This window comes from Bradyrhizobium sp. SZCCHNS3016 (assembly GCF_032484535.1).
GTDB lineage: Bacteria > Pseudomonadota > Alphaproteobacteria > Rhizobiales > Xanthobacteraceae > Bradyrhizobium.
In genome coordinates this window covers 181,579-201,636 of the sequence record NZ_JAUETE010000006.1, presented here as the reverse complement: position 1 = coordinate 201,636, position 20,058 = coordinate 181,579, and the positions used below count along the sequence as shown (strand labels likewise).

General features: G+C 63.7%; 21 protein-coding genes. 18 read left to right on the top strand and 3 right to left on the bottom strand.

Going from position 1 to position 20,058, the window contains the following annotated elements; translation table 11 throughout:
* The first annotated feature begins 70 nt into the window (after positions 1-70).
* Positions 71-409, top strand: a complete 339-nt coding sequence (locus tag QW881_RS14220; RefSeq protein ID WP_316158475.1) for a DUF2190 family protein — start codon at positions 71-73, stop codon at positions 407-409.
* Between the two features lie 136 nt (positions 410-545).
* Here the strand turns inward: QW881_RS14220 and QW881_RS14215 are convergent, their stop codons facing one another.
* Complete coding sequence (locus QW881_RS14215) at positions 546-1,031, bottom strand: TIR domain-containing protein (protein WP_316158474.1); 486 nt, start codon at positions 1,029-1,031, stop codon at positions 546-548.
* A 334-nt stretch (positions 1,032-1,365) separates the two neighbouring features.
* Between QW881_RS14215 and QW881_RS14210 the strand changes: the two genes are divergently transcribed.
* The 3 genes from QW881_RS14210 to QW881_RS14200 are packed head-to-tail and all read left to right on the top strand — an operon-like array spanning position 1,366 to position 2,758.
* Positions 1,366-1,764 (top strand): hypothetical protein, encoded by a 399-nt coding sequence (locus tag QW881_RS14210; RefSeq protein WP_316158473.1) that lies wholly within the window; start codon positions 1,366-1,368, stop codon positions 1,762-1,764.
* 2 nt (positions 1,765-1,766) lie between these two features.
* Entirely contained in the window at positions 1,767-2,531 is a 765-nt protein-coding gene (locus QW881_RS14205; protein WP_316158472.1) for a hypothetical protein, read from the top strand.
* The gene (locus QW881_RS14200; protein ID WP_316158471.1) at positions 2,531-2,758 is read left to right on the top strand and encodes a DUF2635 domain-containing protein; all 228 of its coding nucleotides are present in this window, start codon (positions 2,531-2,533) and stop codon (positions 2,756-2,758) included. Before QW881_RS14205 ends, QW881_RS14200 begins: the two co-directional genes overlap by 1 nt.
* A 28-nt stretch (positions 2,759-2,786) precedes the next feature.
* Here QW881_RS14200 and QW881_RS14195 read toward each other — a convergent pair whose 3' ends face one another.
* Positions 2,787-3,773, bottom strand: coding sequence for a cysteine synthase A (locus QW881_RS14195; protein ID WP_316158514.1), 987 nt, complete (start codon positions 3,771-3,773; stop codon positions 2,787-2,789).
* 345 nt (positions 3,774-4,118) lie between these two features.
* Here QW881_RS14195 and QW881_RS14190 point away from each other — a divergent pair, with 345 nt between their 5' ends.
* The 5 genes from QW881_RS14190 to QW881_RS14170 all read left to right on the top strand — a co-directional run bounded on the left by QW881_RS14190 (position 4,119) and on the right by QW881_RS14170 (position 9,181).
* Positions 4,119-4,526 carry a nuclear transport factor 2 family protein gene (locus QW881_RS14190; RefSeq protein WP_316158470.1) on the top strand — a complete coding sequence of 136 codons (408 nt, stop codon included), beginning with the start codon at positions 4,119-4,121 and terminating at the stop codon, positions 4,524-4,526.
* Positions 4,527-4,770: 244 nt separating this feature from the next.
* The gene (locus QW881_RS14185; protein WP_316158469.1) at positions 4,771-6,273 is read left to right on the top strand and encodes a phage tail sheath subtilisin-like domain-containing protein; all 1,503 of its coding nucleotides are present in this window, start codon (positions 4,771-4,773) and stop codon (positions 6,271-6,273) included.
* Between the two features lie 51 nt (positions 6,274-6,324).
* Complete coding sequence (locus QW881_RS14180) at positions 6,325-6,711, top strand: hypothetical protein (protein ID WP_315792457.1); 387 nt, start codon at positions 6,325-6,327, stop codon at positions 6,709-6,711.
* Between the two features lie 14 nt (positions 6,712-6,725).
* Positions 6,726-7,034, top strand: a complete 309-nt coding sequence (locus QW881_RS14175; RefSeq protein WP_316158468.1) for a hypothetical protein — start codon at positions 6,726-6,728, stop codon at positions 7,032-7,034.
* 128 nt (positions 7,035-7,162) lie between these two features.
* The gene (locus tag QW881_RS14170; RefSeq protein WP_316158467.1) at positions 7,163-9,181 is read left to right on the top strand and encodes a hypothetical protein; all 2,019 of its coding nucleotides are present in this window, start codon (positions 7,163-7,165) and stop codon (positions 9,179-9,181) included.
* A 308-nt stretch (positions 9,182-9,489) separates the two neighbouring features.
* Here the strand turns inward: QW881_RS14170 and QW881_RS14165 are convergent, their stop codons facing one another.
* Complete coding sequence (locus QW881_RS14165) at positions 9,490-10,662, bottom strand: hypothetical protein (protein ID WP_316158466.1); 1,173 nt, start codon at positions 10,660-10,662, stop codon at positions 9,490-9,492.
* Between the two features lie 378 nt (positions 10,663-11,040).
* Here QW881_RS14165 and QW881_RS14160 point away from each other — a divergent pair, with 378 nt between their 5' ends.
* From QW881_RS14160 to QW881_RS14120, 9 genes are all read left to right on the top strand, one after another.
* A complete protein-coding gene (locus QW881_RS14160; RefSeq protein WP_316158465.1) occupies positions 11,041-12,285 on the top strand; it encodes a DNA circularization N-terminal domain-containing protein in 1,245 nt (414 codons plus the stop codon).
* Positions 12,286-12,289: 4 nt separating this feature from the next.
* Entirely contained in the window at positions 12,290-13,348 is a 1,059-nt protein-coding gene (locus QW881_RS14155) for a phage baseplate assembly protein (protein WP_316158464.1), read from the top strand.
* Positions 13,349-13,351: 3 nt separating this feature from the next.
* Positions 13,352-13,957, top strand: a complete 606-nt coding sequence (locus QW881_RS14150; RefSeq protein WP_316158463.1) for a phage baseplate assembly protein — start codon at positions 13,352-13,354, stop codon at positions 13,955-13,957.
* A 3-nt stretch (positions 13,958-13,960) separates the two neighbouring features.
* Entirely contained in the window at positions 13,961-14,518 is a 558-nt protein-coding gene (locus tag QW881_RS14145) for a phage GP46 family protein (protein ID WP_316158462.1), read from the top strand.
* Positions 14,518-15,648, top strand: a complete 1,131-nt coding sequence (locus tag QW881_RS14140) for a baseplate J/gp47 family protein (RefSeq protein ID WP_316158461.1) — start codon at positions 14,518-14,520, stop codon at positions 15,646-15,648. Before QW881_RS14145 ends, QW881_RS14140 begins: the two co-directional genes overlap by 1 nt.
* A 10-nt stretch (positions 15,649-15,658) precedes the next feature.
* Complete coding sequence (locus QW881_RS14135) at positions 15,659-16,372, top strand: hypothetical protein (protein WP_316158460.1); 714 nt, start codon at positions 15,659-15,661, stop codon at positions 16,370-16,372.
* A 12-nt stretch (positions 16,373-16,384) separates the two neighbouring features.
* Complete coding sequence (locus QW881_RS14130) at positions 16,385-17,776, top strand: hypothetical protein (protein WP_316158459.1); 1,392 nt, start codon at positions 16,385-16,387, stop codon at positions 17,774-17,776.
* Positions 17,777-17,790: 14 nt separating this feature from the next.
* Positions 17,791-18,369, top strand: coding sequence for a DUF4376 domain-containing protein (locus QW881_RS14125; RefSeq protein ID WP_316158458.1), 579 nt, complete (start codon positions 17,791-17,793; stop codon positions 18,367-18,369).
* Between the two features lie 82 nt (positions 18,370-18,451).
* Positions 18,452-19,870 (top strand): hypothetical protein, encoded by a 1,419-nt coding sequence (locus tag QW881_RS14120; RefSeq protein WP_316158457.1) that lies wholly within the window; start codon positions 18,452-18,454, stop codon positions 19,868-19,870.
* Positions 19,871-20,058 lie beyond the last annotated feature (188 nt).

Sequence of the window (20,058 nt, the reverse complement as noted above, 5' to 3'; positions counted from 1 at the left end):
TCGACCACATGCGGCCAGCGTCTCGGCGCCGGCCATTCATCTTGTCCAGCACAGCAAGTGAGAACCTCCCATGCAGACCTATCGTCACGAGGGCGATACCATCGACATCGTCTCGCCGGCCGGCGGCACCAATCGCGGCCTCCCGGTCCTGATTGGCGCGCTGTTCGGCGTCGCCATGAACGACTCCAATCCCGGCGACACCGTCGCCATCGTCCGCGAGGGTGTCTTCGCCGATCAGCCGAAGGCAGCCGGAGCCGCCTGGGCGCTCGGTGATCCCTTGTATTGGGACGCGACCGCGCTCAATTTCACCAAGACGGCCAACAACAACACGCGCGTTGGCCTGGCCGGCGACGCCGCCCAGGCCGGCGATGGGACGGGGACCGTGATCATCGACCGTAGGGTCGGGTAGGGTGCCGTGGCGTCTGGCAGCAAGAAAGTCGGTTCAAGTGTCCAAGGAGTTCGCCATCATGCGGCATCGCCCTGCAAACCTCTGAAACCGCCGGAAGGCGGTCTAGAAGTCAGGTAGCGCTTGGCCCGAAGCGGGACTATGTATTCCGATAAAAATTGGGGCGGACTGCATTTGCGGCATAGTCGACCCAAGCCGCGATGTTGTGGTCACCATCATGCCTGATCCACTCGTAACGTCGATATTTCGTCATTGATAGTCTGAGAAGATCAAGCGGGCATAGTCCGTGCGAAACATCTGTGCCGGCATGGGGATCGCAGATCCCGTGAATATCAATTGCAAGGATGCCTAAGTTTAGCTCAATGCTTTTTCTTACCGCATCGAGTACCCAAGGCTTTTTGTAAGACTCGTAGCCAACTAACACAGCAAGAACGGAACATTCTCGAAGATGTTCGTCGATCCAGTTCTGAATGCTTCCCGCACGCCGTGTTGCTTCTTCAAACCCGGCTGCGTCATAAAGTGGCAAAGTCTCTCCTTTGCCATTGAGCTCCCAAGCGTCGCGTACGAGCTTGGCGCGCAGAAAATCCCGATCAAAATCGAGGATAAAAAAGACGCGTTGTGGCATCGATAACGTCCTTCTATTTAGCCATGTGTATTAGCCCCAGTAGGTTAACGACGGCTAAGCCATCCTTATTTAGCCATGTCCCCTCTTGGCTCATCTGAGACGCTCAATTTCTCCCGACCGTACGGTTTGCGCTAAGACCGATCGCTTAGGGGGCGGACGTGGTTCTGAATTCAAATGCATCGATCGACGGGGGCTCGAAGCTGTAGCTTCGGCCAGATTGGCATCATAGCCGGGCACGCGTCTCGGTGATTCCTTCGGTGCACCTTGAGAAGAGGGAAATTGATGCGCGGGCCAAGTCCGCGCATGACGGAAATATTCAACCGGAATGGGAACCATGCCGTCACCGTTCGCGCGTGCGGTCGCTGCTGCTGCGGTGACGCATGACCGTATCCAGGGCGAGCGCTTCACCTTCGCCCCGATGAAATACGACACCGATCGCAACGCGCCGCTGATCTCCGATCCGGCGCGCGCCGTGGTCGAGCACATGCTGTGCCCGTTCGGCGAGTCCGCTGCCCGCGCCGGTGCCGGGGCCTTCGCACAAGCAGGCGTCAAGCCGGAGCGCGCCGGGCATTCGACCGATCGGCCTTACATCTCGTTGGACCTCTCGCGTCTGGCCTGGCGCCCGCGCACCGGCGATCTCGTGACGCAGGAAGCGACCGGGCGGCGCTTCCGCATTCACGAGGTCCTGCCGTCGACGCCGGGCTTTGTCCGGCTCACGCTCAATGGGATCTAACCATGCTGGCGCGCGAATTTCTGCGGCTGACGGCGCTGGAAGCGCTGCGCCCCTCGGCGCTGCTGCCGAGCAACGGCCCCTGGCCGACCATCGCAGGCGCCTACGTCTCGGACTCGCGCATCGATCCGTTCGATGATCTGACCGACGACGAAAGGCGCCCGCTGATCGCGGTGTTCACGGAAAACTCGTCGCTCTCCAAGATCGCGCAGGCCGGACCCACCTTCTACAAGGGCGAGGTCGATCTCGTCTTCGAAATCTCTCTCGTCGCCAACTTCCATCAGGACGGCGAGGTGATCGTCGACTATGCCGACACCGACGCGTCGATCGAGGCCTCGCTCGGCGTGCTCGAAGATCAGATCTATCACGCGCTGCATTTCGGGCCGACCGGCGCGCTGTTCCGACAGATGGTCAAGCTGCCATTCGAGGAGTGGCACTCCACCATCAAGCATCGCTCGGGCGAGGAAAACATCCGCCTTGCGGCCCGGACGATCCGGGGCCACATCCGCGTGAAAGAGGCCTGTTACGATCCGGCGCCGGCCTCGCCGCCGGCGGATTTCGACCGGCTGCCAGCCGCGCTCAAGGCGATCGCAACGCAGCTCGGCGCGTCCACCTATCTGCACGATCTCGCACTCGGCATGGCGCGCGCCGCGTCCGTGATGCCGACACGCGTCAACCTCGATGCCGTCGCCATCAAGACGGCCCCGCAACCCGGCGTCAACGGTACCGAGCCGGTGCAGGCCAGCGCTGACAATCTGCAAGGTGGATAATGGACAACATCTTTCTGAAACCGGCGCCGGTCGCGACAGATGGCGTCGTACGCGTGCGCGATCCCCAAACCGGTGCCCCGCTAGCTGCGAGCGGCGAATGGAAAGCGCGGTCGCAATATTGGACGCGTCGGCTTCGCGACGGTGACGTCATCGAAGTGCAACAGGCCGAGGTGGAGCCTACTGCAGCCACGTCGGCGGTGTCCGAAGCGGACATTGCCAATGTATAGGAATGCAATGCCCGACTGACGGGAATTGTTATCCCAACCAATGTGGGGTCGGCAGATTTTTCTGGCGCAGAAATTCCGGATTAAACAGCTTGGATTGATATCTCTGTCCGCTATCCGCGAGGATGGTCACGATCGTCTTACCGGGACCGAGGTCGCGCGCAAGTCGCATGGCTCCAGCGATATTGATGGCGCTCGATCCACCTAGCACCAGCCCTTCGTGCTCGATCAGATCGTACAGAATAGGTAACGCTTCCTCGTCCGTGATCTGATACGCTACATCAATTGGCGTACCTTCCAGGTTCCTTGTCACACGCACTTGCCCTATTCCTTCAGTGATCGAATCTCCTTCGGTCGTCAGTTCTCCCTTGGTGAACCAGTTATAGAGCGCAGCCCCCATCGGATCGCTGAGCGCGATCCTGACGGTTGGATTGCGCTCCTTGAGGGCTCGCGCAACCCCACCCAAAGTCCCGCCGCTGCCGACGGCACAGGTGAAGCCGTCGATCTTTCCACCCGTTTGTTCCCAAATCTCCGGCCCAGTTGTGCGGTAGTGGCCCTCGCGATTAGCGACGTTGTCGAACTGGTTGGCCCAGAATGCACCGAGTTCTTCGGCAAGCTTACCCGAATAGCGAGCGTAGTGACCGGGATTCGAATACGGAACGGCGGGGACTAGTCGGAGATCCGCGCCACACAATCGCAGCATGTCCTTCTTCTCCTGACTCTGCGTGTCAGGCATCACGATCACGCTTCGATAGCCGCGTACGTTCGCGACGAGCGCAATGCCGATACCGACATTTCCCGCCGTGCCTTCGACGATGACGCCGCCAGGCCTGAGCCTGCCACTTCGCTCAGCATCATTGATCATGGCGAGCGCCGCGCGATCCTTGATCGACCCACCAGGGTTGAGAAATTCGGCCTTACCATAAATCTCGCAACCTGTGGCCTCCGACGCCATACGCAGTCTGATCAGTGGCGTATTGCCAATAGAATCCAGAAATCCCGTTCGGATACCGTTCATCGTCAGCCCTCTCCGCGTTCCCGCAACTTTAGGCTGCTCGGTGAACAATTTTGCTCTCTAGTTCAGGCGATGTGGGAAACAACTTTGGCGTCCAACCTTGCTGATCGGCAATTCTATTCTTGCGCTGTTTCACTGTGTTTCATTTCGACTTCTGGCACGAAGCGAAAATTCCCCCGAACGGAGGGGGTATTTCCGAAACTGGGGATCCACGGGCTGTGCCAACACCCGACTGGCAACAGCCCTTGACCGAAATTAGATATCTCGACCCGTCTGTTGTGCTCAACGAATAGGCGAGTAAGTCGGCATCGAGTGAATTAGGCTTGGGTAACAACGCAAGGGGTACGGATGTCAAACGAAGTACGCGACCTATTCGACCGATGGGAGCGGGTCTGGCACGAACGCGAATATGATCTCGTGCCGAGCTGCGTAGGGCCAAACTACATTCGTCACGACGAGAATGGGGACCGGACCGTGACGCGGGAAGCCTATGCGGCAGAGTTGAAAGACGTCCACCAGAACCGACCGGGTATCCGTGTCGTTGTCTACGACCACACATTCACAGCTGATCGAGCTTGGTTTCGTTTTTCATTCCAGTGGCCGGATCCCAAAACAGGTGAAATACAGAGCCGAGCGGGCATGCAGAGCTATCGCATCGAGGACGGCAAGCTAGTTGAGACCTGGATCACGATGCGCCCGCTCGGCACGTCATGGGCAGACACTGCACAAGAACGCTGGACCAGCGTCAAGTCGTGAACGAACCACGCAAATTGTGTTCCGTTTTCCAATTGGTCCGAGAGCCGTCTGTGGCTCTACTCGGACTTTCGTTGGAGCCATCGATTCATTCGTTGTTGCGGGTAGGGGGCATTGCTCCGCCCGGTGATTGCGATCAGGAATGACCTCTGAGAGCACGCCCTAGTCCGGCGCACGGCCCATCAAACCAGAAAGTCCAAGCCTCGCCGACGCCAATCACGTCGTGCAAACGCGGAGTCACGTCACCATGTCGGTGTTGTTCAACAACATTCCGGGCAACGAGCTGGTGCCCTTCTTCTATGCCGAGATCAATTCCGGCGGCACGCCATATCAGGGCAGCCCCCGCATTCTTTTGATCGGGCAGAAGCTCGCGGCGGGCTCGGCGCCCGTCGGCACCGTGTATGGCCCGATCCAGAACGAGCGCGAGGCCGCGGCGGTGTTCGGAGTCGGATCGATGCTGGTGGCGATGTATCGCATCGCGCGGCTGAATGCGCCGTTCCAGCCGATCTGGGTGTTGCCGCTGGCCGATCCCGCAGGCGCGGCCGCGGCGGGCTCGCTCACGTTTACAGCGCCTGGTGTGACCGGCGCCGGCATCCTGTGGGTGATGGGGCGGCGGGTGACGTTCCAGGTCAACGCCTCCGATACGGCCGCGATCGTCGCGGCCAATGCCGCTGCTGCGATCAATGCCGTGGGCTTGCCCATCACGGCCGCGGTGGATGGCGCCGCGGCCGGCAAGGTCGACGTGACGGCCGTGCACAAGGGCGCTGTGTTCAACGGGCAGGAGGTGACGTTCGCGACCGACGAGGCGAACGTGCTGTCGGCGGCCAACACTGCCGTGGTGCCGCTGTCGGGCGGCAACGGCGTTCCCGACCTTGCCGGGCCGCTCGCTGGTCTCGGCGATCAGGAATATGATTTCCTGGCCGGTCCTTACTCGGACGCGGTGTCGCTCAATGCTGTCCGAGATTTCCTGAACGACAGTGCTGGCCGCTGGTCGCCCATTCAGCAGCTCTACGGGCATTACTTCTCGACGCAGTACGGCACCCTGTCGGCGCTGGTGACCTTCGGCAACAGCCGCAACGACCAGCATGTGACCGTGATCGGGTCGCAGCGATCGCCGACGCCGGAGTGGGAATGGGCGGCTGCTGCGGCGGCGATGGCGAGCGCGCATCTCGGCGATGCTCCGGAAGTCTCGCGCCCTCTGCAGACGCTGGTGCTGCAAGGCGTGCTGCCGCCGCGCGACCGCTCGCTGTGGTGGGATATCCCGGACCGCCAGGCGCTCTATGCCGATGGCATCGCCGGCTGCAAGGTGCGCTCCGATGGCCTGGTCGCCATCGATCGCCTGGTGACCACCTACCAGAAGACGGCTGCAGGCGTCGCCGACGGCACCTTTCGTGACGTCGAGACGATGTTTCAGCTGATGTTCGTGGCCCGCTACTTCAAGACCGCGGTGTCCGACAAGCATGCGCGCCAGGCGCTGGCGGACGACAACCCCTTCAACCTGGCCGAGATCGCGACCCCGAAATCGGTGCGCAACACGCTGATCCACGCCTACAACGATCTGGTCGCGCTCGGCGTGCTGGAGAAGCCCGATCTGTTTGCGCAATTCGTCAATGTCGAGCGCGACCCGAACGACGCGAACCGGCTCAACGCCTATCTGCCGGTCGACGTCGTCAATCAGCTGCGGGTGTTCGCGGCCAACATCACGGCCTATCTGCAATATCAGACCGCATCCGGCGCGGCGGCGGTTTAACCGCGCTCGCCCCTGGCGCCCATTCCGCAACAGCTTTGAGGCTAATGAACCATGGCCAATGATCCCGGCGACAGCAATTTCGGCGGTCGCATCTCCGTCACCGCCGGCACCGATCGGTTCCCGCCGAGCGACGCCGACATCTCGATCGAGCCGACCAATATCAAGGTGGAGGCGAAGGCGAATGGTGACGGCTCGCCTTGCTTCACCGCCAGCCCGAAACTGTTCGGCGCGAAGATCAAGTTTCGCGATCGGTCCGGCATCGTGTGGAACGACGTGATCCGGAAGACGCTCGACGTCACCATCGTCGAGGAGGACAACAGCCGCACGCACATCTTCACCTCGGCGCGGATCGTCGGCGAGCCCGATGTCAATCTCTCGTCCGGCGAGGTCGAGGGCTGCGAGATCCGGGGGCCGCAGTACCAGAAGCTCAACAGCTAAGCGGGGGAGGGCGCATGGCACGCGAACGAAAGACCATTCCGCTCAAACGGCCGATCGAGGGGCCGAAGGGGCGCATTGCGGCCGTGGTGCTTCAGGAGCCGGCCAGCGCCGATTATTGGGTGCTCGGCGACCCCCGCACGTGGGTCAAGGCCAAGGGCGGAATGGCGCTGGTCGACAATGACGAGGTGATCCGCGCCTATACCGAACGGATGATTGTCGAGCCGGATCCGCTGCTCGCCATGAACAACCTGTCGATCCTCGACGCCATGGCAGTGAAGAACGGGGTGCTGAGTTTTTTCGAGGACGCGACGCCGACTCCATAGGCGTCATCTGCGATTACCTCGTGCTGGTCGAGCGCATCGTCGATGCCGAGGCCTGCGGGCGCATGGGGTTTTCGGAGCTGGACTATTGGGCCGGTCGGGCGATCGCGTTGCGGAAGAGGCGGAAGTAGATGGGAACGATCCTCGAAGCGACTGCCGTCATCAAGGGCAAGGACGCGACCGGCGGCGCCTTCGACGCCGTCGCGAACAAGATCAACCGCATCGCCCGTGCGGCCAATGCGCTCAACCGCGATGTGCAGAAGCAAATGAGCATGGCATCGGTTGCCGAGCGGCAGGCGAGCCGGCTGCAGCGGGGGGCGGTGACAATCGGCGGCGCGGCGAAGATGGCCGCTGGCGCTGCGGCGGCCTATGAGGGCTCGCGCGCCGTGCATGCGCTCGCGGCCCGGACGGCGCAGGCGGCCTCGGACCGTACGCACGAGGAGGTGCGGATGTCCGCCGCAGGCATGTCCGCGCAGGAGATTGCCGAGGCCGACGACATCGCGGGCAAGCTCTCGGCGCATTACAAGTCGGTCTCTCAGACCGAGATCATGCACACCGCGCGCAATATCCGCTCCGTGGTCGGCAGTTTCGAGGAGGCGACGCACATCCTCGATCCCCTGATGAAGCTGCGCGTCGTGGCCCTGGGCGCCCATCCCGAGCATGCCGCGGAGCTGGGCGAGGATTTCGACAAGCTCGTGAAGGGCATGGAGATCAAGGGCGTCACGCAGGACCTCGCCAAGTTCAACCACTATATCGACGGCATGGCCAAGGCCATCAACGTCTTCGGCGACACCCTGCGGCCGACCGACTACTACGAGATGTTCAAATATGGCCGCGCCGCAACCAACGCCCTGAGCGACGATTTCATGCTCAAGACGGCGCCGACCCTGGCGCAGGAGCTGGGCGGCTCGTCGGCCGGCAAGGCCCTGTCGAGCTTCTACACGCAGTTCGTCGGCGGCAAGATGTCGAACAAGGCCGTCGAGGCCCTGGCCACCTATGGGCTGCTCGATCCATCGAAGGTCATCAAGACGACGACGGGCAACGTCAAGGGCGTCAAGCCGGGCGGCATCGTGGGCCAGGAGTATCTGCAGCCTGGCGCGACCGACCCTTACGCCTGGACCAACAACGTGCTGATCCCGGCGCTCGCCAAGAAGGGGGTGACGGACCCCGCGCAGATCCAGGAGGTGATCGCGGCGATCGCCTCGCAGCAGACGACCGCGCAGATGATGAGCATCTTTGCGACGCAGCAGGCGCGCATTCAGAAGGATGCCGCGCTCGTGCACGGCGCCATGGGCGGCGAGGCGGCCGACGACTTCCTGCAGCACGATCCGAAAGTGCTGCAGAAGGCGATCGGCGCGCAGGTCGACAATCTCCTGGGCAATACGGCTGCGCCGCTGATGCCCGGCGTGACGACGGGCATGAACTGGCTGTCGAGCGGATTGAGCTACATGAGCGAGCGGGCCAAGAAGGACCCGCTGCGCTCGGCGGCCGAGCTGGGCTTCGGTGCCGCGCTCGCCGGTGCTGTCGGCGCCGACTCGGCGTCGTCGCTGTTGAGCGGTGCCGGGAGCATCTTCCGCGGGGAGAGCGCCGCCGGGAGCCTGAAGTTCGGCCTGACCCGGATGACGGCCATGCTGGCGCCGATCCTGGACATCGCGACACGGCGGGACGTCTTGCCGGCAAGCGAGCGAATGAAGAGCCTGGCCGGGCTGCATCCGGATAAGTTCGACGCCTTGCACGATATCGAGGATTCGGAACGGGCTGCCGCTGTATACGGCGACAGCGATCCGACCTATCTGGCCCAGCTCAAGGCGATGAACGACGCCAAGCGGGCGAAGATCGAGGGCGACTTGACGGAACTCGGCTACGCGCCGGCCGGAATACCCGGCCGCGGGCAATTTGCGTCGCAATGGATGATGGACGACATCCGCAAGGCCACGGGCATCGGCTCGGCCGAGCCGGCCAAGGCCGAGGTGGTCGGCAATGCCACGCTGGAGACCAAGGTGACGGTCGAGCCGTCGCCCGACTTTCTCACACGGATCGAGCAGCGGGTTCAGAACGCCATCAACGTGTTTCGGTCGAGCGGGACCACGACAACAGGATCGACCGGCTCAACGGGGCGATCGATGCCGGAGGCGGGAGCGCTACCGTAACCTTGAGGTGTGTCGCTGGCGTCCTGCGGCGACGTCGCTATTTGGGCTCCGCAAGAGGTGCATCAGAGCAAATCTTGGCAATTAGTCCTCTCTCAACTGCCAATGAGCGACAGTAAGGGTCTGTCCAAATCGAGCAAAGCAGTCCAGCTGAAGCCGCCTTTTTCTCGGCGGCAACAATTTGTGCTGTGCAACTTTTCTGTTGCTTGGAGGAAAGAGTTGCCGCGCCGGCGGACGACAAGAATCCAGTCGCCACCGCACAGATAGTTATGAAAATAGATTTCAAGTTCATGAACTCCTCCCAGTACTGTCTAACCGCCAGCCGCCTGCACAGTCTTGGTTGATGGTATCTCATTGGCGTCACGATTAATGTTGAGAAGAATGCTCAGAATGGCCAACACGGGCAGCGTCCGATCCAGCACCTCAGCATTCCCGCAGATAATCTTGTGACCGAAGCCCGACACGTAATAAGCGGAATTGCGATATGCGACCGAAAATCTGACATCATCCGTGGGAGTCGAGGAGAGAGAAATAGGCAGTCGCGGACAGCCGCCGCCTGGACCGTTTCCCGGCCTAAGGAACTGAGGATTGTCAACTATCGATCCAAGATAGGTGAATACTTGCCGGGTCGAGCGTAAGTGGAGTGCGTAACGTGTTCCGTTCGCGCGACCCGGGCAGCCTGGTATGCTCCTAATAAAACTGATACCTCCAGCCGGTCCCTTTCCAACGCTGTTTGATACGATCGCAACGGGTGTATAGACCTCGCCATCCCAGAAACAAACAATAGGCTCGGAGCCACCGCCGCCCTTCATGAACTGCATGCGGCCTTCGCCTGCATCTACAACGTCGAGTCCGGCAGAACTGGCTTCTACGATGGCTTTTGCGTCTAAAGGTATAGGAGGGCCAAACGGTTTTGCCGTCTCGCCTTTAGTTTTCATGATGATTGGAGGTTTTCCACCCCATAGCCAGCGGTTCGCGATCGCAAGATACTCGGCACCCCCGTGCTCGTCATACCAGGCGACCAGCCGCGGAGAAGAACCTGGTTGGCCAACCTCGATCCCGCTAACCAACATATGGAAAACTTCTTCGAAACTGCCATAGCCCTGCGCACTTGCTACGAAGTTTCGAAACATCAGATCGCTGATCGGATTCATCAGGCCAAGATAGAATTGCTTCGTATTGCCTGGTGCGACGTCAAATCCGGGAGTCGAACCTGCGGAGAGTGGCCCAATTCCAGTCGAGCCGGTAGAAGGACCTTTCCAAGGGAGCGTAGAGCTCGCCGAAACACTGGCGCTTATTGCGCCATGTATCAGAGATAAATCGGGAAAGTAGAGCGGGGCGCCGTCACGCGCGCGTAGAATATTCGTAACCAGGGACTTGTTAGCAACTTGTTCGATCGTTCCTGTATAATCCAAGCTATTTTGTTCGACCGCCGGCGAAAGCGAACACGCGCCCAATATCGCAGCGCAGGCGCTCGCCTGCATAAACAGCCGCCACCCGGGTCCCATAAGACCCCTCCCCAAAAAACGCTATCAATCTAAAATTGTCTACTTCACAGAGAGCACCACAAAATTTGTTCCTGCGCAAGACCCGGTACAACGAGAAGCGTTCCAGACGACTCCCAGGCGGGCCAGCTTGTGAGATCGGGTGACTACGGCGACAGGCGGATGCCAATTATAGACTTGTCCGGGTTGGCCCAAGGCCGCCGAAATTTCGTGTAGCAACAAGCCGTACCGCTACCAGCTGGCGATGGCCCTCCATGGGTTAAATGTTGCCGGCCGGACGATAGTGCTTGGCACGTCGAACGGCGGCCCTTTCAGCCGCCGTTCTGTTTCGTATAATACGAGGTGAGGATTCTACTGATGGCGACATCTCAGGCCAGCCGCGACTGGCTTAAGACGCTATGGCCGGCCTCCTTCAAAGGCGTGCCGTTCTTCTTCGAGCAGGACAAGGAGGAGGGCGGGCGCGGCCTGGTCGTGCACAGCTTCCCGAACCGGGACGATCCCTTTGTCGAGGATCTGGGCGAGGAGCCCCGGGTCTATTCGGGCTCGGCCTATGTGCATGGCGACAGCGCCGACGCGCTGGCGACGGCGCTGAAGGCGGCGCTGGCCTCGCGCGGCGCGGGCATGCTGGTGGTGCCGTATTTCGGGCCGGTCACGGTTCATTGCCAGAGCTTCGAGCGTGCGACGCAGCGCGATCAGATGGGCTATGTGGCCTTCGAGCTCAAATTCGTCCGCAAGGGTGCGGCGTCGGGTCTGATCTCGGTCCCGCTGCTGCAGAATGTCGGGTTTGTCGCGGCCGACAAGCTGGCCGCGACGGTCTCGGTGCTTTTTCCGCAGGCGATCGTGACGCTCGGCCAGCCCGACCATGTCATTGCCGCGGCGGCCGATACGCTCGCGAGCGCCGCGGCAGCGATCGAGGTACTGCGCCAAGGCTATCCGACAGCGCCGGCGGCATCGGCGAAGCTGCGCGACGAGGTCGCCGGTCTCATCACTGACGTGCCTGATGCGATCAATGACGGCCTGGCGCCTGGTGACGCCGCGCGTGCATTGGCGGCGCGGCTGATTCAGACGGTGCGCGATCTCGGTAGTGCAATGCCGGCGCCGTCGGCCAGGCAGGCCGCGCTTGCGCTGGCAGCCTCGTTCCCCTCGGCACATCTCGTGCTCAACGGCACCCCCTACCAGGCGTCATCGGCCCGGGCCTCCGTCAATGCCGAGGCAGCGGCGCGGGTGGCGAGGCTCGCCGGGCTCACGGCCTATGCTGAGGCAGTGCTGCGCACGACCTTCACCTCGCGCCCCGATGGCGTGACCGCGCGTGGCGAGGTCGCCGAGCGGTTCGAGGCGGAGCTCTATGACACGACCGGCGCGGGCAATGCCGCGCTTTATCTCGCGATCGACCAGTTGCGCAACGCCGTGATCAATTGGCTGACGAGGGTGATCAACGACCTCGCGCCGGTGATCACGGTCGAGAGCGCCAGCATCCGGCCGTCGCTCGATCTCGCCTGGGTCTTGTACGCGGATCCCACGCGGGCCGCCGAGCTAGTGGCGCGCAACAATGTGCGGCATCCGTCATTCGTGCCGCGCGTGATCGAGGCCTTGGCGAGGTGAAGCCATGGGGGAAGAACTGGTCACCGTCGCGGCCGACGGCAGGCTGTGGACGGCCTGGCGTCGGCTGATGGTGCGCGCCTCGTTCCAGGAGGCGGCACGCACGTTTCAGATCGAGGCGGCTGTCGAGCTAGGCGGCGCGGCCATGGCCTGGACGTTCAAGGCGGGCACCGCGCTCGACATTCTGCTCAACGGTGATCTTGCCTGCCGCGGCTATGTCGATCGCTACCAGCCGAAGCTCGGCGAGCACAATGTCGCTGAAGCCGTGATTTCCGGCCGCTCCAGGTCGCAGGACTTCATCGATTCGAGCGCGGTGCACGACACCAACCAGTTCAAGAACAAGGATCCGCAGGAGATCGGCGCCGCGCTCGACAAGTTCGGCGTCGGCATCGCGGCCGACGTGCCCTTGAGCAAGGTGCCGGTCTATCGGATCACGCCAGGCGAGACCGCATTCCGCTGCCTCGAAAAGCTCTGCCGTGAGCAGGGCGTGTTCGTGGTCGGGCAGGCCGACGGCTCGATCCTGATCACCAGAGGCGGCCGGCAGCGCCACGCCGGGGCGCTGATCGAAGGCGTCAACATCAAGATCATCGAGGCCGATCACAACTGGTCGGGCCGGCATTCCGACGTGATCGTGCGGGGGCAAGCGCCTTACGGTCACGGGCCGGATGCACTGCAGATCGAGGGTATTGCCCGCGACGCCGAGCTGGGGCGCTATCGTCCCGTCATCGTGATCCACGACGGCGATACCGACAAGGAGCGTGCCGGGACGCGGGCGAGCGCGCGCCGCGACCGCGAAGCCGGCAATGGTCTGAAGGCCAATGTCACGGTGCAGGGCTTTCGCGACGATGGCGGCATGCTGTGGCAGCCGGGCGCGCTGATCTTCGTCGACAGCGACTTCGCCGATATCCATCAGGACATGGCGATCGAGACGGTGACCTTCTCGCAGGACCGCGCGCAGGGGTCGATCAGCGTGCTGTCGCTGGTCGATCCGCGCGCGCTTGGCGGCAAGGGTGGTGGTGGCGGCGGCGCCGGTGCCGCATGGCGTTCGGACGCGGGCGAGGAGTAGCTGATGTGGCTCTGGTTTCCTGAGGGGCAGGAGGGCGTGGTTGCGACGCTCCGGCGGGCGACCGTGCTCAAGACCGACGACAGCGGCACGCAACAGATCCTGCGCAAGATGACCGGGCTCAAGACCGAGTCGTTCGAGGACGTCTATCGGCCGCAGATGCATGGATTGTCCTCGCACGCGCCGCAGGGCTCGGAGGGCGTCTATCTCGCGCTTGGCGGCCGGTCGGATCGCCTGCTCGCGCTCGGTTTCGAGCACAAGGACCATCGGCCGAAGAACACGCCGGAAGGCGGGACCATTCTGTACAACCACACTGGCGACGTGGTGCGGGTCTTCAAGGACCAGCTCGAGCTCTACCACACCGCGACGATCAAGCTGTCGATCGGCAAGGGGCTCACGCAATCCGACGACAGCCATTGCACGGTCATTATGACGGCCAATGACGTGACCATCACCAAGGGGCAATCCTCGGTTCAGATCTCGGACGGGCAGATCATGCACAGCGCCCCGCACGTCGTCATCAAGTCGCCGAAGGTCGATCTCGGTGATGTCGGCGGAACGCCCGTCGGTCTCTGCGGCGGCGGCTGTGCCACCAAGGTGTTTGCGGTCTGAGCCATGGCCAATGATGTCGTGATCCGCGTAGCCGAGGGATGCGCCGCGGACAGCAATGTGCTGTGGGATTCCGTCTGGGACCCCGCGCAGGGCTTCGCCGATTGGGCGCCGGCCGAGCCGGACGAGACGATGAACCGCGGCGGCCTGCGCGCCAAGGCCGCGATCGAGACCGCGGTCATTCTTTGCCTGTTCACCGACCGGAGGGTCGAGCCGGATCATCCGCTGTATACCCTCGGCGATGGCGATGTGCGCGGCTATTTCGGCGACGGCATCGACGTGCGGGCCGATCTCAACGAGCGGCCGCTGGGGTCGCTATGGTGGCTGCTGGAGCGGGCGCCGATGACGATCAATGGCGCGCCGGCAACGACCTGGTGCGAGCAGTTCGCCTATGAGGCGCTGCAATGCCTGCTCGATCAGGGCGTCTGCGTGCGGATCGACGTGAAGGCCACGGCCTATGAAGCCGAGGGCCGCATCGAGGCGGCCGTGGCGCTGTACGGCCGCGACGGGCTCAAGGTCTATGACCGCAAATTCGATGTTCTCTGGACGGGGATGGCGCGTTGATGTTCGACATTCCGTCGCTTAAGGATCTGGTCCAGCGCGCCCGCGACCGCTTTCGTGCAAATCTCCCGGGATCGGACGCGTGGATCTGGCCCAACAACCTCAACCCGACCGCTAAGGTGATCGGCGGCATGACGCATGAGGTGTTCGGCTTCGCCGATTACATCCAGCGGCAGAAATTCGCCCTGACCGCCGATGGCGAAAATCTCGACCTGCATGGCGCGGAGCTTGGAATAGCGCGCCGGCCGGCAGCGCCGGCGCGCGGTGACGTCACGATCACCGCTGCGGCGGCGATCACTGTTGACCCGGCTGCGCTGTTCCAGCGCAGCGACGGCATCCAGTTTCGTGCGCTGGCCGGCGGCAGCCTCGCCGGCCCGGGGACGGTGGATGTCGAGGTGATTGCGACCACGAATGGGCAGGCCACCACGACGATTGCCGGAACTGATCTCGCGATCGTCTCCGGCGTCAACGGCGATGATGCCGCGACGGCGCAAGCGGCGGCCGAGGGCATCGGCGGCGGCACCGACGACGAGATCGATGGCGAGCCGTTCACCGACGATCTCGGCACCTATCGCGGCCGGATCCTGTTTCGCAAGCGCAACCCGCCGCATGGCGGGGCGGCGGCGGATTACGTGTCCTGGGCGCTGGAGATGGCTGGCGTGACGCGGGTGTTCGTCGAGCGCCTGGCTGCCGGTGTCGGCACCGTGCGCGTCTTCGTCCTGATGGATGACCTCTATCCGAATGGGATCGCGCCGGTTTCGGCGATCGCCGGTGTGGCCGATCATATCTCGCTGCTGCAACCCGCCGGCGCGCGCGTCAGCGTCGTTGCGCCGACGGCGCTCCCGGTCGACATCCAGATCGCGGGCCTCACGCCGAGCACCACGGCCGTGCAGGAGGCCGTCTTGACAGAGCTGCGCGACATGTTCCGGCGGCTGTCGCGTGTCGCCGGCATCGATCGCCAGATCGGCAACATGCCCTATCTCGCCTATCCCGCCTCGTTCTCGCGGTCCTGGATCTGGCAGGCGGTCGCCAATGCGACCGGCGAGCAGCGGCACATCCTGAACTCCCCAGAGGCAGACATCGCGCAGCTGCCCGGGCAGATCCCGACGCTCGGTCGCGTCAGCTTCGTCTAGAGATCCAGTCATGGCTGTTTGCGAAGCAACGCGCCCGGCGCCGTTGCGTTGTCCGACCGCGCCCGACATCCTGGCCTCGGCGCTCAAGCTGCTGCCGAAAGGGCGGGCGTGGCAGAGCCACGAAGGCGGTCCGCGCGACGGCGCCGAGATCGCGTTCCAGCCCGACGCCTTCAGCAGCGGTTTCGCGACACGATATCGCAAACCGTCTTGGCTGCTGCGGTTCTGGAAGTCGGTGGCTGAGGTCTATGCATTCCTCAATCAGCGGCTCTGCGACCTTCGTCTCGAATTCTGGTGCGCCACGCACAAGGAGACGCATGATCTCTGGATGGCCGAATATGGCCTGCCGGATGCCTGCGATCCCTTTCCCGATCTCTGCGCCAAGGTCGCCGCGATCGGCGGCACACGGTGCGACTACTACGCCGGCATCGCCGCGCGCGCCGGGTGGTCGATCGCATGCGTCGATCAGCTCGCGCGCTGTGGCGCGCAGGCCGGCTTTGCCAAGCCGGGGCGCGCCAAGCCGGGCGGGCAAAGCTCGGCGAAGCTGCAGATCCTCGTCGATCTCGACAACAGCACCGCCTACACCGGCGGCCCGCGCCGCCTGCCGCTCGCCGGCAAGATGAAGGCAGGCCGGCCGCTGGCCTGCGGCCCCGACATCTCGCCGCTCGAATGCATCCTATCCCGCGTCGTGCACGCGGAGATCCAGATTGCCTATGTGACGAACTGAGGACGGTATCTGATGGCGGATATTCTCGGCCCCGCGAGCGCGCCCAATGCCACGACGCTGCGCCCCTCGGAAGGACGCAACTTTGCAGCGCTCGATACCTGGTTCAAGGATTGCTCGTCGGCGGATGCCGATGACGGCACCGACATCCAGGCCAACTGGCTCAATGGCGTGATCGCAGGCTTGCGCGCGGTCTGGCGCGGCAACGGCGTGAAGGCCGACGGGGTGACGCCGGTCGTCGCCGAGAACGGCACCGACGATTACGGCCTGCTCACGTCGGTGTCGCATCTGATCCAGCGCGGCCAGCCGCGCTATGGCGAGGACACCAGCGCGACCGCCGGGGTGCTGACGGCGACTTTGTCGCCAGCCCCGGCCGAGTACAAGAAGGGCATGACGGTCGCCATTCGGGCGGCCAGCACGTCAGGCGCGGGCGCGACGCTGAACCTCAACGGCCTCGGCGCGATCGGGATCGTGCGGCCGGACGGCTCGGCGCTGCATGATGGCGACATCTTTGCCGGCTCGTTAAACGACTATCGCTTCGACGGCGTGCATTTCCAGCTGCTCGGCGCCGATGCGCCGCCGATCATCAAGCGCAATCTGACCTATTATGTCGCGCCGGCTCCCCTTGGCAGCGACGCCAATGACGGCACCTCAGCCAATGCCAGCGGCGGCCACGGTCCGTTCGCGACGCTTCAGGCGGTGGTCAATGCGGTCGCCAACGTCAACCTCAATGGCTACAGCATCACGGCCTATGTCGCCGACGGTACCTATCCGGCGGTCAGGCTGCTGCCGACGGCGGGGTCGGGCTCGGTCGCGTTCATCAGCACCTCAGGTAATCCATCGGCCTGCGTCATCGCCGGCGTCAATCAAAGCGCGATCCAGGCCGCCTATTGCGGATCGGCCTACAGCTTCCAGGGTTTCAAGGTGACCGCGTCGGGCGCGTCCTATGGCGATCCGATCGCCGGCGTGAACATCCTCGGTGGCAACGCCTATGTGATCCTGACGAACATGGAATACGGCGCCTGCGTCGGCGCGCACATCATGTGCTCGGGCAGCGGCCAGGTGCTGCGGCTGGGAACGCAGACCATCAGCGGCGGGTGCTCTGGCAATCTGTGGGCGCAGGGCTGTCACCTCCTGGCCAATTCCGGGGCGCTCATCAACACGCAGGGCTCGGCGCTGCCGACGCTCACCATCACCGCGCCGGTCGTCTTTGCTGGCGCGTTTGCGATCGCGCAGGACCTTGCGGAATGCGTCGTCGTGTTTGCGAGCATCACCGGCGCGGCCAATGTCGGCGGGCAGAAGTTCGTCGTCAACATGAACGGCGTGATCTTCACGGCGGCGTCAGGCGACAGCTATCTGCCGGGCACCATCGCCGGCGTCAGGGCCAATGGCGGCATCTATATCTGAACGGGGCGAGCATGATGAGCTTTCAACCAGGCAACTGGTATTGGATCGTGGCCGGCAATCCCGGCGTCTATTCCAGTGCGTTCAATGTCTATGTGCCGGCGACGGATCCGATCTATCTCGCCTGGCTGGCCGCGGGCTTTGCGCCGGGGCGCATCGCGAGCGAGGCCGAGATCTGGCCCTATGTCGCGGGCTTTCTGCCGGACTGGTTGTTCAATGGCGTCACCTTCGCTCAGCCCGGCGCCGGCATTTATACGACGGCGCAGCTGTCGGCCTATGCGGCCTCGGTGCGCTACGCGCGGGAGATTGCCGGAATCACCGTCGATGGGGTTTCCGTTACGACCGACCGGCAGTCGCAAGCCATGATCAATGGCGGCTTCAACATGGCGCTGCACGACCCGACGTTCACGACGCAATGGAAGACGGCGTCGGGAGGCTTCATTCAGGTCGATGCGCCGACGATGATCGCGATCGCAACCGGCGTCGGCCAGCACGTGGCCGTGTGTTTCGCCAAGGAAGCGGCCGTCATCGCAGGGATTGCCGCAGGCACCATCAAGGCGCCGGCCGAGATCGACTCGGCCTTCGCGGGCATCTGATCCCGCGTCCTCTCTCCAAAACCCTGAAAGGTATGTCGTGGCTATCAGGCATAAATTCCGCTCGCCTGTATCCGATGAAGGATTGCCCGAGGAGGCTGTCAAGCCGTCCAACTGGAACGAAGCGCATGAAATCGATGGCGTGCTCGGCGCACTCGCGGCGCTCAGCCTGACCGGCGACTGTGTGCCCTATCTCGACGCCGAGATGCGGGGACAGCTTAGCCGATTGACCGCCACAGGCCGCGCGATGCTCGCCTGCGCCGTGGTGAGCGACGTTCTGACGCTGCTGGGCGGCGCGCCTCTGATCAGCCCCGCCCTGAGAGGCACGCCGACGGCGCCGACAGCGCCGGTCGGGACATTCACCGACCAGATCGCGACGATGGCGGCGGTGCAGAACGCCATCAACGCGCTGGTCGGCGGAGCGCCTGGCGCGCTCGACACGCTGAACGAACTGGCCGTCGCTATCAACGATGACGCGAGCTTCGCGGCCACTGTCACGAACGCGCTGGCGGCGCGTTTGCGGGTGGATGCCGCGCAGAACCTGTCGGCCGCGCAGATGGGCCAGGCCCGCGCCAATCTCGCGCTTGGCTCGGCGTCGATGCTCGATGTCGGCATGACCGCGGGCAAGTTGGTGCAGCTCGATGGCAATGCGCGGCTGCCGGCGGTCGACGCCTCGCAACTGACCGGCGTGATCGCAGCCTGGGCTGCGATCACCGGCAAGCCTGCTTTTGCGGCGGTGGCGCTGAGCGGCTCCTACGCCGATCTTTCCAACGCGCCGGCGCTCGGCACGGCGGCCACCAAGAACGTCGGGATGACGGCCGGCAGCGTGGTGCAGCTCGATGCGAACGCGAAGCTGCCGGCGTTGGACGGCTCCCAGCTGATCAACGTGCATGCGGCCGGCTCGCCGGCGAGCTGGACACGGACGGTGCTGACCGCGGGATCGGGGATCTACGCGCTTAAGGCCGGCTGCGTCGCACTTCACGTGCGTCTCGTCGGCGCTGGCGGAGGCGGCGGTTACGGACCCTCCGGCGGGGCGGGGGGGGCGGGCAGCGCAACCACCTTCGGGACGCTCACCGCGGGCGGTGGCACCGGCGGCGCGCAGCTCGGCGGTGGCGGCGGCAACGCGTCGGGCGGCGACGTGAACATATCCGGTGGAAACGGGCAGGGCGGAAATTATTACACGTCCACCGTCAACGCCGCGGGCGGGTGCGGCGGCGCGAGTCCCTTCGGTGGCGCAGGTAACGGCAACTACAACAATACGGGCTACCCGGCCGCGCCGAACTCCGGCTCGGGCGGCGGTGGCGGTGGTCTTTCCAACAGCGCGAGCTGTTCGGGCGGCGGCGGTGGTGCTGGGGGCTTCGTCGACAAGCTCATCACGGCACCCAGCGCGAGCTACGCCTATGTTGTTGGCTCAGGAGGCGCCGGCGCCGCCGGCAGCGGGGCCGGCTTCGCTGGAGGTGCGGGCGGCTCGGGGATCATCATCATCGAGGAATATTACTATTGAGGTTGACTCAATATCCCTGAGAAGATTGAGCGGCCAGAATCCAAGGTTTGGCAGTCAACCACCGTAGGTCAGCGCCAACAGTGGTGCCGGGCAGAACCTCGCGGCCGGGACGGTCTATTGTCTCTACGCGTTTGCCAGTGGTGGTGGCCTTACCAGCGATTTCTGCGCCACCTCGCATGCGACGAGCA

Excerpts from the sequence above, each read along its gene's own strand:
- QW881_RS14210 (WP_316158473.1), top strand. The coding sequence starts at position 1,366 with ATGCCGTCACCGTTCGCGCGTGCGGTCGCTGCTGCTGCGGTGACGCAT.
- QW881_RS14135 (WP_316158460.1), top strand. The coding sequence starts at position 15,659 with ATGGCTGTTTGCGAAGCAACGCGCCCGGCGCCGTTGCGTTGTCCGACC.
- QW881_RS14185 (WP_316158469.1), top strand. The coding sequence starts at position 4,771 with ATGTCGGTGTTGTTCAACAACATTCCGGGCAACGAGCTGGTGCCCTTC.
- QW881_RS14215 (WP_316158474.1), bottom strand. The coding sequence starts at position 1,031 with ATGCCACAACGCGTCTTTTTTATCCTCGATTTTGATCGGGATTTTCTG.
- QW881_RS14155 (WP_316158464.1), top strand. The coding sequence starts at position 12,290 with ATGGGGGAAGAACTGGTCACCGTCGCGGCCGACGGCAGGCTGTGGACG.
- QW881_RS14170 (WP_316158467.1), top strand. The coding sequence starts at position 7,163 with ATGGGAACGATCCTCGAAGCGACTGCCGTCATCAAGGGCAAGGACGCG.
- QW881_RS14195 (WP_316158514.1), bottom strand. The coding sequence starts at position 3,773 with ATGAACGGTATCCGAACGGGATTTCTGGATTCTATTGGCAATACGCCA.
- QW881_RS14190 (WP_316158470.1), top strand. The coding sequence starts at position 4,119 with ATGTCAAACGAAGTACGCGACCTATTCGACCGATGGGAGCGGGTCTGG.
- QW881_RS14140 (WP_316158461.1), top strand. The coding sequence starts at position 14,518 with ATGTTCGACATTCCGTCGCTTAAGGATCTGGTCCAGCGCGCCCGCGAC.
- QW881_RS14150 (WP_316158463.1), top strand. The coding sequence starts at position 13,352 with ATGTGGCTCTGGTTTCCTGAGGGGCAGGAGGGCGTGGTTGCGACGCTC.
- QW881_RS14160 (WP_316158465.1), top strand. The coding sequence starts at position 11,041 with ATGGCGACATCTCAGGCCAGCCGCGACTGGCTTAAGACGCTATGGCCG.
- QW881_RS14180 (WP_315792457.1), top strand. The coding sequence starts at position 6,325 with ATGGCCAATGATCCCGGCGACAGCAATTTCGGCGGTCGCATCTCCGTC.
- QW881_RS14165 (WP_316158466.1), bottom strand. The coding sequence starts at position 10,662 with ATGCAGGCGAGCGCCTGCGCTGCGATATTGGGCGCGTGTTCGCTTTCG.
- QW881_RS14125 (WP_316158458.1), top strand. The coding sequence starts at position 17,791 with ATGAGCTTTCAACCAGGCAACTGGTATTGGATCGTGGCCGGCAATCCC.
- QW881_RS14220 (WP_316158475.1), top strand. The coding sequence starts at position 71 with ATGCAGACCTATCGTCACGAGGGCGATACCATCGACATCGTCTCGCCG.
- QW881_RS14205 (WP_316158472.1), top strand. The coding sequence starts at position 1,767 with ATGCTGGCGCGCGAATTTCTGCGGCTGACGGCGCTGGAAGCGCTGCGC.
- QW881_RS14175 (WP_316158468.1), top strand. The coding sequence starts at position 6,726 with ATGGCACGCGAACGAAAGACCATTCCGCTCAAACGGCCGATCGAGGGG.
- QW881_RS14130 (WP_316158459.1), top strand. The coding sequence starts at position 16,385 with ATGGCGGATATTCTCGGCCCCGCGAGCGCGCCCAATGCCACGACGCTG.
- QW881_RS14145 (WP_316158462.1), top strand. The coding sequence starts at position 13,961 with ATGGCCAATGATGTCGTGATCCGCGTAGCCGAGGGATGCGCCGCGGAC.
- QW881_RS14200 (WP_316158471.1), top strand. The coding sequence starts at position 2,531 with ATGGACAACATCTTTCTGAAACCGGCGCCGGTCGCGACAGATGGCGTC.